The organism is Sediminibacillus massiliensis, assembly GCF_900156915.1.
Taxonomy (GTDB): domain Bacteria; phylum Bacillota; class Bacilli; order Bacillales; family Amphibacillaceae; genus Sediminibacillus_A; species Sediminibacillus_A massiliensis.
This window is the reverse complement of record NZ_LT732535.1, coordinates 3,830,761-3,845,535: the sequence shown is the minus strand read 5'-3', so window position 1 is coordinate 3,845,535 and position 14,775 is coordinate 3,830,761. Positions and strand designations below refer to the sequence as shown.

Below are 14,775 nucleotides of genomic sequence, written 5' to 3'. Positions count from 1 at the left end.
ATAAAAGAAGGGTTTGAAAACATTTACCCTTCCTGCTTCTCAATAACATCCATTAGCCTTTGTGTTGCATCTTCGAGATGTTCATCCATAGCAATTACAGCCTCGCGCGGATCTTTCTTTGCTACGGCCTGATATACTTTAAGGTGATCTTGATAAGAAAAATCAGTTTCACCAGCTGACTCGACCACCAACTTAATCCACGTTCGCAAAAGAGAATGAATACTGGACAATACACCGATAAAGACGGTATTCCTCGACATCTTGGCGAGCTTGGTATGAAAAGCTATATCTTTCTCGATGAAATCCTCGATTGTAGAGACTCTCAGTTCTTCCAGGATCACTCCCAATTCCTCTATTTCCTTGGCTTCAGCACGCTCTGCCGCTAATCTGACAATTGATAATTCAATCTCTTTTCTTGCTTCAACAATATCAGCAGCCTGCTTCTCACCTAACAACAGACCCCATTCGATTGATTCCAATAGAAGACCAGAGTCGGCTTTTTTCAGATAAGTTCCATCCCCTTGTCTTACTTCGAGTATTCCCAATACCGTTAGAACTTTAATGGCCTCACGAATCGCTGATCGTCCTACGTTCAACGCCTCCTGCAATTGTCTTTCAGTAGGGAGTTTTTCCCCGGGTTGAATACTTCCCGAAAAAATGAAATCCAACAACCTTCTGGTTAACTCAACAACTATAGGGTTTTTTTGAATTGGTTCAAATTCAAATTTATTTTTCAGCATTATTTATCCTTCCTTCGAAAGCGTTTATTCCATTTTAAAAAAGGTCTACCTATTGATGATTTTAATCGGAAATAAAGGGGAGGTCAATTTATGGCATTATTTGGTTTTATATCTATATACCCCTATAATTGAACGATATGTTGGAATATTGCTTTAGATGCTGGAAAAGGAAGAAAGGACCACTTCTGCTATTATTTAATAGGAAGCAGTCCTTTTGAAGTTGCCAAAAAACTATGCTTTTGCAGCCCCAAGCCTGTTGAGTGTATTATCCGGCTCCATCCCTAATGCCTCATAATGACTTGTTCGAGTGTTTTGATCCCTTTCCAAAATGGCAAAAGCAAATTTCAACACTTCTTCTGCCTTATCTTGCGGGATAACCAATACTCCGTCGTCATCAGCCACTACATAATCACCAGGTGTTACAGTAACACCTGCGCAATTCACGGGAACTTGCACCCCATCACCCTTCATTCTTCCGGAAACATGATGGAAAGTCCGTTTTGTACTAAAAGCATTAACTTGTTGTAAATTACATTCGTATGAATCTCGGCAGCCCCCATCCACTACGGCTCCTACCATCCCACGAATCTTGAAATTCATCATATTCTCCGACCCTAACACACCACCAGGATATCCTCCCATGTCTATCACCAAAACATGGTCTTTAACATCTGAACTTTTGAGTTCTTTCATAAAGGAATAGGCATCTGAACAGAACTTCCCATTCTGGTCAAAATACTCCTCTACTGTGCTGCACGGTTCAAAGGATTCTTCAGCCGGCACCAAACGCACCGTCCATGCATAACCCGCAAACGATATACCAGGCCTTATCGGACGCATTTCTGTAGACATAGACCCTTTATTAACTAGACCAAGGGCATCCATACCATCTGAAAGATCCGCCACCCTGCATTTACGAATATTCTCTAGAACTTCCTGTCTTGACATTGCCATTTTACATTCCTCCAATTAATTTATTTGAATGGTTTTTAAACACATTAAGTATTAAGCATTTTATTTCTCGGTTAAATAAACAACTCCATGTTCATTTTTAACTCTGTGGATATTAAGGTCTTTGATCTCTGCCATGATGACCTCAGCCAGGAAGAGCACTTCAGACCCTTCTTCCAAATGTCCGACATAATCCCCTTCTTTATCCTGGGCAACTATATGCATATGCGGTTCCCCATCAATCACATTACCTGACAGAGACCCCAGTTCAATCGGACCGTTACCTTGAATAGTAAGAAATTTATCTTCAGAGGTAGGTCCCATACTGGTCGGAAGATGGTAGACCAGTTTTTGCAGCGAGCCTACTGCACCAAACAGTACGGCATTTTTAATATTTTCTTCTGCGAGTTTTTCCCTGATACTTTCAAGTAATTTGTCACCCTTAGATAGATTGATAACAATGGCTCTGCCCAATCCTTCACCGAAAAAAACGTTTTCTGCCACTTTAATTCCTCCTAGTAAAGATTTTTAAAGAGTCCAACCACCATCGACAACAACTGTTTGACCAGTAACAAAGTCTCCTCCTTCGATGATAGCCCAAACCATATCGGCCACATCTTCAGGTGAAGCAACCCTTTCAAGAAGTGTGCCTTCCCGATATTGGTCAACATGCGCTGTCTGCCCTTCCACCCAACGCGTCTCTACCACCCCCGGAGCCACAGAATTAACTCTTACATTCGGAGCTAAAACTCTGGCAAGAGATTTAGTAACACTTATTCCAGCCGCTTTTGAAGCGGCATAAGCGACGGAACTGCCATTGCCATTAATTCCTGCAATGGAAGTAATATTGACAATACAGCCATTATTTTTTTTCAATTCATTTGCACAGGTCCGGCTCGCATAAAACATTCCTTTGACATTCACATTGAACGCCCTATCCCAATGTTCGTCCATTAGACCATCTAAATCGTTGAGTGAAACAAAATCTGTTGTACCGGCATTATTGATCAGGACATCGATTCCGCCGAAAAATGTCGAGACTGCCTTGCACATTTCTTCGACTTGTTCCTTATCAGAAACATCGGCTTGGTGTATCATACCTTTGGCACCAGCCTCCACAACTTTTGAAAGAGTTACTTCCGCCTCATCTCTGGAACGCGAATAATTAACAACGATATTTGCTCCTTCTTTTGCCAGTTTAATAGCGATAGCTCTGCCAATACCTGTCCCTGCGCCTGTAATAAGGACTGTTTTACCGAGTATTCGCATTTAGTCACCCCCTTTAACTTCGATATCGCGCCCCTACTTAATGCCGGTTGTAGAAATTCCATCTATTAGCAATCTCTGAAACGCTATGAAAAATATAAAAATGGGAATCAGAGATAAAATGGACATTGCAAACATTGCTCCCCACAATGACTCACCCATTGTATCCAGAAAGCCTCTTAAGGCCAGTGTTACTGTCCAAAGCTTTGGGCTGCTCAAATAAATAAACTGGCTAAAGAAGTCATTCCAGGTCCAAATAAATGTGAAAATAGCTGTAGTAACAAGTGCAGGAACCATCAATGGAAAAATGATCCTCGAAAAAATTTGGACGCTGCCACAACCATCTACCCGTGCAGCATTATCCAGCTCGGAAGGAATCCCCCTAATGAACTGAACCATCAGGAAAATAAAGAAAGCATCTGTCGCCAAAAACTTCGGCACTATCAAAGGGAGAAAAGTGTCTACCCAATTTAAGTTATTAAAGATAATGTATTGAGGAATAAGCACCACATGATATGGCAGCATAATAGATCCCAACATTATCGCAAACATCGTTTTCTTCCATGTAAAGTCAAGCCTTGCAAAAGCGTAGGCCGCCATAGAACAAGCAATGATATTTCCTAGAATGCTTAATCCAACTACGATAAACGAGTTCATGTAAAAGGTAGAGAAAGTAAAGCCTGAAATCCCGTTCCACCCTTGTATATAGTTGGATAGTGTCGTTTCAACTGGTATTAAACCTATTTCTCTAAAAATAATGTCATTAGGTTTGAACGAACTGCTCAGCATCCAAAGTAACGGATAGAGCATGACGAAAGCACCTGCCGCCAACAATATAAATTTGACGATTCCTCCAGTTGGCACATTTCTTTTTCTCTTGCCGGCAGACGACTTAACTTGCCTAAGTTTCGGTTTGGTTTTTAACCGGCTGTTTTCTACTGTTTCGGTGTCAACTCTTTCAGGAGCCGGATTGGCCATTTTACTCACCTCCTAATCTGCATAATAAACCCATTTTTTAGCTGACATGAATAACAATCCCGTAAACGTTGCAATGATAATTAATAACAGCCATGCCATGGCAGAGGCATATCCCATCTGAAATTCTGTAAACGCTTTAATATAAAGGTAAAGCGTATAGAACAAAGTAGAATCCAAAGTCCCCCCTGTCCCGCCTCCAATAATGTATGCAGGAGTGAAGGCTTGGAAAGCTCCGATAAACTGCATGACCATATTGAAGAAGATTATAGGCGTCAGCAACGGGAGTGTGATTTTTATTAACTTATAGAAAGGACCTGCTCCATCTATAGAAGCTGCCTCATAAAGTTCTGCAGGAATTTGTTTTAAACCGGCCAAAAAGATTACCATCGGGGAACCAAACTGCCAAACAAGCAATACAATCAAGGTGTATAAGGAAGTAGAAGGATCGGCAATCCAACTATTGGGCTCAATTCCAAACAGACCGATAAATCTATTGAAAGCTCCATCCATCCCGAACAATTGGCGCCACAACACTGCAATTGCCACACTTGGTCCTAAGAGCGACGGAACATAATAGATCGCCCTGAATGTCGATAACCCCTTGACCCCCCTGTTAAGAAGCGATGCCAGTGAAAAGGCTATAAGCAGCTGCAAAGGAACCCCGATAAACACATAAATAAATGTAACTTTCAGTGATTGAATAAATCTCGCATCATTCGTCAGCATCTCTTGGAAGTTAGCTAAGCCTACCCAACTGGGCGCTTGGAACATGTTATATTCCGTGAAGGATAGATAAAGAGAAGCAATCATTGGGATAATTCCAAGTGTGATTATTCCAATGATCCAGGGGAACAAAAACAAGAGAGCTATTCTGTTTTTCTTCCAAAGCTGCATGAGCATGGAGTTCACCACCTTATAGATGAGAGTTTTTGAAAGGGAGGAGAAATGCTTATTCCTCCTCCATACTGGTTACTGTGCTAAAATTTGTTCTGCTTCCTTGAAGAAGGCATCGACAGCTTCATCGACAGTTAATTGTCCAAATGCCACTGCCTCTGCATTTCTGCTATAAGCGGTAAACACTTGAACCGCTCCTTCCGGCCGAATAGTGGTTGGCGGAATGTCTTCTACAACTTTTTCCATATGTTCTACTGCAAGCACATCTTTTTCATGTAGCGATGATTGTAGGTTATCCCGGACAGGTTGAGTTCCCGGAATACCATTTTCCGCACTATAAATCTCTGTAGCCTCCAAATCGTTCACAAAGAAATTCAACAATTTAGCTGCCTCATCTTTTACTTTAGAATTCTTGCTCATCACAATTGCGGGTACTTGCAATTGTTCTCCACCTTTGAATTCTCCATCTTCCATGATTGGATAACGAGTGATCTTGATTTCATCTCCTTGCAATAGACCATCGAACAATTTGGTTTGATTAGTAGGTCTGTCCATAAACACCGATTTACCTTGTGCAAACAGAGTACTTTCTTCTGGAACGCCTGCCTGTTCAGCACTAACCTTAGCAGGAGGAATGGCACCCATGTCTCGCATTTCATTCCAATATTCCCAGTAAGATTTCAAATCTTCCTTACTAAAACCAAGCTCTGAACCATCCTCCGACAAGAATGCTCCGCCTTTTTGTCTAACCCACATTTCGATTCCGTGTTCCCCAATCATCGTCGGATCAGTGGTCACGTACTCACCTTCGGGTAACTTCTCAACCAATTGTCCAGCGTAATCCTTAAAATCCTGATAACTTATCTCGAATGGTGGCGGCTCCATCCCTACCTCTTCTAGTTTTGTAACATTGGTAAGCATTGCCTGAATCGTGACACCTTTAGCTAGAGCTAAGAGCTGGTCATTATAAGTACCTGCTTCAAGTACTGATTGATCCCATCCCTCCAAAGAGATAATCCCGCTATCCACATAGGAATCAAGTGGCTCGATTGTATCTTTGGTAAAATACTCATTTCCATAAAGGAGAAGATGTAATCCAAAAAGGTCTGGGGCATTTCCACCTGCAGCCTGAGTAGATAACTTCGTCCAGTAATCATTCCAGGTAGAAGGTTCCCTGATAATAGAAACATTTGGATTCTGCTCTTCATATAAATCTAAAATTTCATTATATTTTTTGTCCCGCTCTGTGTTCCCCCACCATGCAAATCGAATTTCAACTTTTCCATCAGAGGCTTCACCATCATTGTCTGTTCCTTCTTCTCCGTTGGCAGATTCCTGGTCACCACTACAAGCAGCCAAAAAGAGTGCAAAACAAAAAACTGAAAAAAGCAGATAAAAGTTTCTGGTATTCTTTTGCAATTTGCCACATCCCCTTTTTCTTAAAATTAACTTAATTAGCAGTCGAAATTAGATAACTGTTTTAGCAATGCCACCTCCCATTTTTATAAAGCGCTTACAAAAAAGACCTGAAAATTGAAGCGGAGCCGTATGATTCATCAATTGGTCAACCTTTAAGGGCGTGTTATGCCTCTCCGAAAGAATTTGTTAACAATCTTCTATGAAATATGGCACTTAGAAACCCAATCATCATGAAATTGATTAATTGGTTGACCTTTAAATGTATATTAATATCACGGTTATGTGTTTGTCAATGTTTTTTTTGAAAATTCTATTAATATATAAATCGGCCTTTTCTTCTTTAAATTCTTAGTATAGAATTACCAATATAAATTTTGGGGAGGGATAAATATGAATTTAAGTAGTTTCTCTGGCAGCGTTTATATGATTACCCGTTGGATTACAAGGATTGCTTACTTGAATTTCCTTTGGATACTATTTTCCATGATGGGCTTGCTTGTGTTTGGTGTATTCCCTGCAACTATCGCATTGTTTGCGCTCTGCCGAAAGTGGATCAACGGAGAGGATGAACTACCTGTCTTCCGCTGTTTTTATCAAGTATTCAGGCATGAATTTATTAAAAGTAATCTGTTAGGATTGATGTTGGTTACCATCGGGGGCATCATTTACCTTGACTATCTATTCCTCACACAAGTTGCGGATGGTTTTGCTAAGTGGATTTTATTACCGCTCATCCCACTCGCCATCGTTTTCCTGCTTTTGTTATTTTTTATTTTTCCTGTGTACGTCCACTACGAAGCTACTTTATTGCACCACTTGAAGAATGCTATGTACATTACAATTCTTCACCCTTTCACTTTGCTTCTGATGGTACTCGTGTCGGCTGTTACTTATATCGTCTACAGCGCAATACCTGCTTTAATCCCCTTTTTTGGTCTTAGTATTGTTGCATGGACTCTCATGTTTTTTGCTGAAAAGTGTTTTACCAAGCTGGATGCTAAGAGAAAACAAAAATTGACTGCGATTTAAATCTTACCTTGAAATGTTTTACATTATAAAACCAACTTTTACATTATTGACAAAATTTTCTTAAAAATCTATAATAGCACTAAACTATGAAAGCGCTTTATACAAGGAGGATTTCCGTGAGTTATTCGCTAGATGATTTATTACATTCACCGGCCCCAGAAATGTACGATATCCGGACAAAGGCCCCAGGACCTCAAGGCAGACTGCCACTTACAGATCAAATGCTCCGCCAGTCTCCCAGCGGCGATTTATTCGGTTTGTCACAAAATGTCGGAATGGGATGGCAGCCAAATAAGCTGAACGGAAAAGAAATACTGTTATTAAGTACCCAAGGAGGTTTGAAAGAAAGCAACGGAGACCCGATTGCCTTGGGCTATCATACAGGACATTGGGAAGTAGACCTGTTGATGAAAGAAGCAGCAAAGGAAATCACCAAAGCGAATGGCATTCCGTTTGCCGGTTTTGTAAGTGACCCATGTGATGGACGTTCCCAAGGAACTGACGGAATGTTCGATTCATTCCCATACCGAAACGATGCGGCGATGGTTTACAGGAGACTCATCCGGTCACTTCCGACAAGGAAAGCTGTTATAGGTATTGCTACTTGCGATAAGGGACTGCCGGCGATGATTATTGCGCTCGCCTCTATGCACGAGCTGCCTACAATCATTGTTCCGGGTGGTGTCACACTCCCTCCATTCTTTGGAGAGGATGCCGGCAAAGTACAAACAATTGGCGCACGCTATTCCAATAACGAATTGACGCTTAAAGAAGCATCAGAACTTGGCTGCCGTGCCTGTGCAACTTCAGGAGGCGGTTGTCAATTCCTCGGTACTGCTGCGACTGCCCAAGTGGTCAGCGAGGCGATGGGATTGTCGGTTCCACACGCGGCGTTAGCCCCTTCCGGCCAGGAAATATGGAAAGAAATGGCCAGACAATCTGCAAGAGCAGTTATCGAGATGGAGAAACAACAATTAAAAACAAAAGATATTATCTCCGATGCATCTATACGAAACGCCATGGTAGTACATGCGGCTTTTGGCGGCTCAACCAATCTATTATTACATATACCGGCTATTGCCCATGCAGCAGGCTGCACGATTCCGACAGTTGAAGACTGGATTAAGGTAAATCGGGAAACACCACGGCTGGTAAGTGTTCTTCCAAATGGACCGGATTATCATCCTACGATTAGAGCTTACCTTGCCGGCGGCGTACCGGAAGTAATGCTTCATTTAAGAGATTTAGGCTTACTTGAGCTTGATGCCATGACAGTCACAGGTAAAACGCTCGGAGAAAACCTTGACTGGTGGGAACAATCGGAACGAAGACAGAGAATGAAAGAACGTTTGATAGAAGCAGACGATATTCAACCAGAAGATGTCATCATGTCCCCTAAACAGGCGAAGGAACGGGGGTTGAGCTCTACTATCACCTTCCCTGTGGGCAACATAGCACCCGAGGGGGCCGTCATCAAATCGACCTCCATCGATCCTGAAGTAATTGACGAAAACGGGATCTATTATCATAAAAATCCAGCAAAGGTATTCACCAGCGAACGAAAAGCTATCGCCGCCATCAAAAACGGCGAAATAGAAAAAGGAGACATCATGGTTGTCACCGGATGTGGTCCACTTGGTACTGGTATGGAAGAAACATATCAACTTACCTCGGCTCTCAAACACTTGTCTTATGGAAAGTATGTCACCCTTTTAACCGACGCCCGTTTCTCCGGCGTGTCCACCGGTGCTTGTATCGGCCACATCGGTCCGGAAGGTTTGGCTGGCGGACCAATCGGTAAACTGAAAGATGGCGATGTGATCGAAGTCGAAATCGATACAAGAAATTTAACCGGACATATACACTTTATGGGAACTGCTGATTCCCCGCTTTCTTCACAAGAAGCTGCAGAAGTATTGAACAAACGCCAGCAAAATGAAGATATCAGGCCATCAGAAGGACTCCCTGACGACACACGGCTTTGGGCTGCTTTGCAAAAGGTAAGCGGTGGTACATGGCGTGGCAGCGTATATGATGTTGACCGGATCATCGAAGTTTTGAATGCTGGCGAGAAGGCTCTTGCTGACAAAGATTCTGTTAAAAGTTAATTTCAATCATCAAAAAACTGCTCCCTTATCTAATTGAGATAAGGGAGCAGTTTTTTATACTCCTGAATAAGCAAGAAAACCTCCATCTACCGGTACCGTAATGCCCGTGACAAAGCCTGACATCGTATCGTCCGCAAGCCAGATCAATGTGCCAAGCAAATCTTCCGGATCCCCGAAACGTTTCATAGGTGTTTGTGACATGATTTTATGGGACCTTTCCGTTAGAGAGCCATCATCATTGGTAAGCAGACTCCTGTTTTGTTCTGTCAAAAAGAACCCTGGTGCTATGGAGTTTACCCTGATACCTACATCAGCCATATGGACAGCCAGCCACTGAGTAAAGTTGTTGATGCCTGCTTTGGCTGCACTGTAGGCAGGAACCTTTGTCATCGGTGACGGCGCGCTCATAGATGACATGTTTATCACAGTAGCGCCTTTACGATTGACCATTCTTTTGGCAAATACTTGGGTCGGTATGATGGTTCCGATTAAATTCAGGTTGAATACATATTGAAAACCTTCTGATGTGAGGTCGAAAAATGTCAGCAAATCATTGTTTTCCAAGTCTTCCGGCTGAAAAGTTTCATTGGTGGTAGTTCCTTCGGGATGGTTGCCGCCAGCTCCGTTAATCAAAATGTCGCATACACCGAGTTTCTCTGAAATGAAAGCTTCAGCTCTTTCCACACTTTTGGCATCCAGCACATCGCATGAAATAGCCAGTGCTTCTCCCCCTGCTTCTTTAATATCCTGTTCTACCTTTCTACCATTTTCGACTTGGCGGTTCAAAATGGCTACTTTGACACCCTGTCTGCCGAGTTCTCTTGCCATCGCCCCACAAAGAACTCCGCTTCCTCCAGTAATTACCGCGACTTTTCCGGCTAGATTTTGATTGATATGTAACATAATAAACGACTCCTCTCTTTTGTCTGTTGTCTATAGAAGTGGTTATTACAGATGGCGCCGCCCTTCCTTAGGATGGACGACTCTTCAATGTGGATTTATGATTTTCCGCTTTCTTCCATGGTCTCTACAGCTAAATATCGATCAATATTATGGAAGGAAATATTTTTCACCATTTGTCCAAGCTGATTGAAATCGGCCGGATATTCCCCATTCTCCACCCAGCGGCCAATAAGATTGCATAATATCCTCCGGAAATATTCGTGTCTTGTATAGGAGAGTAAGCTTCTGGAATCGGTCAGCATGCCGACAAAACGGGAAAGCACGCCTACGTTGGCAAGTGTCTTTAGTTGATCTTCCATACCATCTCTTTGGTCATTGAACCACCAGGCGGTTCCGAACTGAATTTTACCCGGTGTACTGCCCTGGAAATTGCCGGCCATCGTGGCAATCATATAGTTATCCCTTGGATTCAAGTTATAGAAAATTGTTTTAGGGAGGCTGTCCTCTTTCTCCAATTCATTCAGCAACCCTGACAGATCTTCAGCATAAGTAAAGTCGGCAATAGAATCATAGCCTGTATTCGGTCCGACTTTCTCGATCATCTTTTTATTGGTATTGCGAAGACCGCCGATATGGAACTGCATCGCCCAACCTTTGGCGGCATAGAGTTTTCCGAGAAAAACCAGGACAGATGTGCGGAACTGTTCTATTTCCCTTGCATCCAATCTTTCTCTGTTCAACGCTTTTTTGAAAATGTACCCACACCTTTCCTGCGGCACTCTTTCAAAAAACGGTGAATCCAACCCGTGGTCAGACAAGCGGCAGCCCACTTCATGAAAATAGTCCACTCTCGATTCGAGGGCCTTCAAGAAATCCTGATAGTTTTGAATAGGGATTGAGGAAGTATGTTCAAGTTTATCCACCCATTCTGTAAATGAATCAAGTTGAATGTTCAAGGCACCATCGGGACGGAAAGTAGGCAGCACTTGTACATCAAAACTGTCATCCTCTTTGATTTGCTTATGATATTGTAAAGAATCTACCGGATCGTCCGTCGTGCATATAGCTCTTACGTCAAATTGCTTTATTATTTCCCTTGCACTGAAGTTCCCTGTCTGGATCGTCTGGTTGCATTTCTCCCAAATTTCTTCGGCCGTTTCGGGAGTAAGTATTTGATCGATGCCGAACACCCGTTGTAATTCAAGGTGTGTCCAATGATATAGCGGATTGCCAATTAACTCCGGTATCGTTTCCGCCCATTTCATGAACTTTTCTTTGTCGCTTTTGTCACCGGTTATATAAGCCTCATCCACACCATTTGCCCTTAACGCTCTCCACTTGTAATGATCGTCGCCCAGCCATAACTGGGTGATCGTCGAAAACCTTGCATCCTCGGCTACTTCCTTGGCAGTCAAATGGCAATGATAATCAAAAATAGGCATATCTTTGGCATAGTCATGGTAAAGCCTTTTCGCTGTCTCTGTTTCCAATAAAAAGTCCTCTTCTAAAAAAGGTTTCATCCTGTCCCCCCACTTCCTTTGTTTGAGATGTCTTAGGGTGTCCGCTTGATTTCCGGATTGGTGAAAATATCGTACTCATCCCTGCTTGTGGTTGAAAATTCCGACACAATCGCACCATCTTCCCCCGCCTGAAACCAATGCAAGGTGTCAGGGGGGATAGTGAATTGATCACCAGGATTCAACTCGATTTCATTGAATACGGTATAGTAATCATTGCTTTCTTCAGGAATGGTGGCATTGATTTCCCTTGCATGGGCTCCGCCTTCTACATATAACCATACTTTTCCTGTCCGACAGCGGAAAGTTTCCGTCTTTCCCTTGCGCCCATCTATAGGAGGATGCCGGTGTTCCGGACAGGTTTGATTGGGAAATAAGACAAGTTCTTTGGCACAGTACTGCTCGTTATTGACATAAACGACCAATTGCAGCCCTTCCATATCCAACCGTCCCAAACCGAAATCGGCAATCTCGATATTGGCTTCTTCCTCTTCCGTGAGTGCGATGCTGGCGTTTCGCAACATTCTTAATGCTCTGGTACTTGCTTGTTGATGCTGTTCTGTCTCCGTCATTTCTAAACCCGCCTCCTGTTTGTGGTTACCAATCGATTATCTGGGTACTGGCGATTCGATGTGAACAGCCTTTTCCTGCGCTTCGATACACAGTTCAGCAGCCCGGAATGCATGTTCCTGGGTCATGGCATTTTCGGTTCCATTCAAACAATCAAGGATAAACTCGCCAAAGAAAGGGAAGCCCACCTTACCAGACAATTCGTAGTGTTTTTCCCCTTCCTGGTTTACGAGGTACAAATGGTTGGAGGAAGCATCTCGGCCGATATCGATATATTTACGCGCTTCGATATATCCTTCTGTTCCTAAAATGAATACTCGTCCATCCCCCCATGTACCAAGACCATCAGGAGTCAGCCAGTCGACACGGAAATAAAAAGTGGCTCCATTATCGGCCACAAGAGTGGCGTCACCGAAATCTTGAAACTGCGGGTGATCTTTGAACGTATAATTGGCCGTTTTACTATGCAGTACTTCGGCATCTTTTGCCCCTGTATAATGTAGGAATTGCTCGATTTGGTGGCTGCCGATATCACACAAAATACCGCCGAATTTCTCCGGGTCAAAGAACCAATCCGGCCTGCTGGCGGCATTGGCCCTGTGCGGCCCTGTCCCGATAACTTGAACTACTTTTCCAATCGCTCCTTCTTCAATCAGCTGGCTGGCAAATACGGCACTTTCTACATGTAGTCTCTCGCTATAATAAATGCCCCATTTCAGCCCTGTTTCTTCTGTTTTCCTTCTGGCTTCCAAGACTTGTTCCTGCTTTGTAAATGCCGGTTTGTCTGTGAAATAGTGCTTTCCATGGTCAAGTACTTTCAATCCCAACGGACTTCTGTCAGCAGGAATATTGGCGCTGGCAACTAAGTGAATCTCCGGGTTCTCCAGTATTTCTTCTTCCGATGATGCGACCGAAACATCCGGGAATTTTTCTACAAATCCTTTTACTTTGTTTGGATCGGGGTCATACACGGCCACCAGTTCCCCGCCTGCTTCTGTTAGTCCGTTACACATTCCATAGATGTGTCCGTGATCGAGTCCGATTGCCGCAAACAAGAATTCTCCTTTATCTACTACCCTGTTCACTTTTCCTTTCGGTGCATAATTCATTCCATCATTTTTATTCATGTTATAGAACTCTCCTTTTTATCGAATTGGCCATGATAACTCCTTACTTGTCCTCATGTCGTTATTGTGTTGTCACTGAAATTCTCAATCGTCTTTGTTTTTTCATAAAAATGCGGAGCGTTTTTTAATATACCGTCCCTTGTATAAAACGGACTGTCTGTTTTCAGTGGCAAAGCTACAGGCTTTTTGAGAGTGGCCGACTGGTAAATAGCCGTGATCAATTCAAGTGTGCGGCGCCCTTGGCGGCCGTCCACAAGGACTTGCTTGTTCTCCTCAATTGCTGTCAGCACATCTAAAATCTGTCCGGGATGTCCTTCGAATTCAAGGTCAGGCTGTTCGTCGTACACTTTCTGTATTTTGTCTTCCAAATCTTTGTCCTCTTCCGGGAATCCGTTTCCTCTCGATTTAGAAGCTTTCAACTTCCAAGGAGATGAAACACGGGCATTTTTTCCTTGGAAAATCAATTGCTGTTCTTCCCCGTGATGGACGACAGAGCTGGTTATTTGGGCAAGGGCACCATCATCATAGCGGCCGATAGCAATCGATATATCTTCTACTTCTGCATTGTCATGGGCCGTGTTGCTTGTCACTGCCGTAATTTCTGACGGCATCCCATTCATCCATTGAAAGATATCGATATGATGGACCGCATGGTTCAAGGTGCATCCGCCGCCTTCTTTTTCCCAAGTACCTCGCCACCACAAGTCATAATAGCTGTGTCCGCGCCACCAAAAAGAATCAACTTGGGTATGAAGGATAGGACCCATCAGTTTGGTATCGAGTACGTTTTTCAACTTCATCATAGGAGTCCTGAAGCGATTCTGCGCAATGACGGACAGGATTTTGCCGCTTCTTTCCGCAGCTTCATTCATTGCATCGCATTCTTCCAATGAAGATGCCATTGGTTTCTCGACAATGACGTGTTTGCCTGCATCAAGGAAGTCGACTGCTATTTGAGAATGAGTATATGGAGGGGTACAGACAGAAACTAGATCTATATCAGGTCTTTCCAGTAGCTCTTTGTAGTCTTTGACAAACTCCGCCCCCAGGTTATAATGCTCCAATGCCTTCTTTGCTTTTTCAGGATATAAATCACAAACGGCTATGACTTTGCACTTTTCAGAGAAATGTTTATACGCCTCGATATGAGATGGAGCAATGGCCCCTGTACCTATGATTGCTACGTTAATCATTGAATGGCACTCCTTTATTTTTTTAGAATGTATAGAAAACAAACACAATAAAGCCAGCACTAGATTTTCACTCTAGTCAG

Annotated in this window: 14 protein-coding genes; 2 read left to right on the top strand and 12 right to left on the bottom strand. The window is 43.0% G+C overall.

Translation table 11 applies throughout. The features are described from left to right. Nucleotides 1-23 precede the first annotated feature (23 nt). The 7 genes from CZ434_RS19690 to CZ434_RS19660 all read right to left on the bottom strand — a co-directional run bounded on the left by CZ434_RS19690 (nt 24) and on the right by CZ434_RS19660 (nt 6,248). Nucleotides 24-740 (bottom strand): FadR/GntR family transcriptional regulator, encoded by a 717-nt coding sequence (locus CZ434_RS19690; protein ID WP_077624685.1) that lies wholly within the window; start codon nt 738-740, stop codon nt 24-26. A 231-nt stretch (nt 741-971) separates the two neighbouring features. Continuing rightward, the gene (locus CZ434_RS19685) at nt 972-1,694 is read right to left on the bottom strand and encodes an RraA family protein (protein WP_077624684.1); all 723 of its coding nucleotides are present in this window, start codon (nt 1,692-1,694) and stop codon (nt 972-974) included. 60 nt (nt 1,695-1,754) lie between these two features. Beyond that, the gene (locus CZ434_RS19680) at nt 1,755-2,195 is read right to left on the bottom strand and encodes a PPC domain-containing DNA-binding protein (protein WP_179107325.1); all 441 of its coding nucleotides are present in this window, start codon (nt 2,193-2,195) and stop codon (nt 1,755-1,757) included. A 24-nt stretch (nt 2,196-2,219) separates the two neighbouring features. After that, the gene (locus tag CZ434_RS19675; protein ID WP_077624682.1) at nt 2,220-2,960 is read right to left on the bottom strand and encodes an SDR family NAD(P)-dependent oxidoreductase; all 741 of its coding nucleotides are present in this window, start codon (nt 2,958-2,960) and stop codon (nt 2,220-2,222) included. Between the two features lie 33 nt (nt 2,961-2,993). Next, nucleotides 2,994-3,935: a carbohydrate ABC transporter permease gene (locus tag CZ434_RS19670; RefSeq protein WP_077624681.1), complete on the bottom strand. Its 942-nt coding sequence runs from the start codon at nt 3,933-3,935 to the stop codon at nt 2,994-2,996. 12 nt (nt 3,936-3,947) lie between these two features. Next, nucleotides 3,948-4,835 (bottom strand): carbohydrate ABC transporter permease, encoded by an 888-nt coding sequence (locus CZ434_RS19665; RefSeq protein ID WP_077624680.1) that lies wholly within the window; start codon nt 4,833-4,835, stop codon nt 3,948-3,950. Between the two features lie 69 nt (nt 4,836-4,904). Further along, a complete protein-coding gene (locus CZ434_RS19660; protein WP_179107324.1) occupies nt 4,905-6,248 on the bottom strand; it encodes an ABC transporter substrate-binding protein in 1,344 nt (447 codons plus the stop codon). A gap of 390 nt (nt 6,249-6,638) precedes the next feature. Here CZ434_RS19660 and CZ434_RS19655 point away from each other — a divergent pair, with 390 nt between their 5' ends. Further along, nucleotides 6,639-7,277, top strand: a complete 639-nt coding sequence (locus CZ434_RS19655) for a YesL family protein (protein WP_077624678.1) — start codon at nt 6,639-6,641, stop codon at nt 7,275-7,277. A 116-nt stretch (nt 7,278-7,393) separates the two neighbouring features. Further along, complete coding sequence (locus CZ434_RS19650; RefSeq protein WP_077624677.1) at nt 7,394-9,385, top strand: YjhG/YagF family D-xylonate dehydratase; 1,992 nt, start codon at nt 7,394-7,396, stop codon at nt 9,383-9,385. Nucleotides 9,386-9,439: 54 nt separating this feature from the next. Here the strand turns inward: CZ434_RS19650 and CZ434_RS19645 are convergent, their stop codons facing one another. From CZ434_RS19645 to CZ434_RS19625, 5 genes are all read right to left on the bottom strand, one after another. After that, nucleotides 9,440-10,288 carry an SDR family oxidoreductase gene (locus tag CZ434_RS19645; RefSeq protein ID WP_077624676.1) on the bottom strand — a complete coding sequence of 283 codons (849 nt, stop codon included), beginning with the start codon at nt 10,286-10,288 and terminating at the stop codon, nt 9,440-9,442. A gap of 95 nt (nt 10,289-10,383) precedes the next feature. Further along, nucleotides 10,384-11,808, bottom strand: coding sequence for a glucuronate isomerase (gene uxaC / locus CZ434_RS19640; RefSeq protein WP_077624675.1), 1,425 nt, complete (start codon nt 11,806-11,808; stop codon nt 10,384-10,386). A 32-nt stretch (nt 11,809-11,840) separates the two neighbouring features. After that, on the bottom strand, nt 11,841-12,377 hold the full coding sequence (locus CZ434_RS19635) for a D-lyxose/D-mannose family sugar isomerase (protein ID WP_077624674.1): 537 nt from the start codon (nt 12,375-12,377) through the stop codon (nt 11,841-11,843). 36 nt (nt 12,378-12,413) lie between these two features. Beyond that, complete coding sequence (locus CZ434_RS19630; RefSeq protein ID WP_077624673.1) at nt 12,414-13,502, bottom strand: Gfo/Idh/MocA family protein; 1,089 nt, start codon at nt 13,500-13,502, stop codon at nt 12,414-12,416. Between the two features lie 53 nt (nt 13,503-13,555). Then, nucleotides 13,556-14,695: a Gfo/Idh/MocA family protein gene (locus CZ434_RS19625; RefSeq protein ID WP_077624672.1), complete on the bottom strand. Its 1,140-nt coding sequence runs from the start codon at nt 14,693-14,695 to the stop codon at nt 13,556-13,558. Nucleotides 14,696-14,775 lie beyond the last annotated feature (80 nt).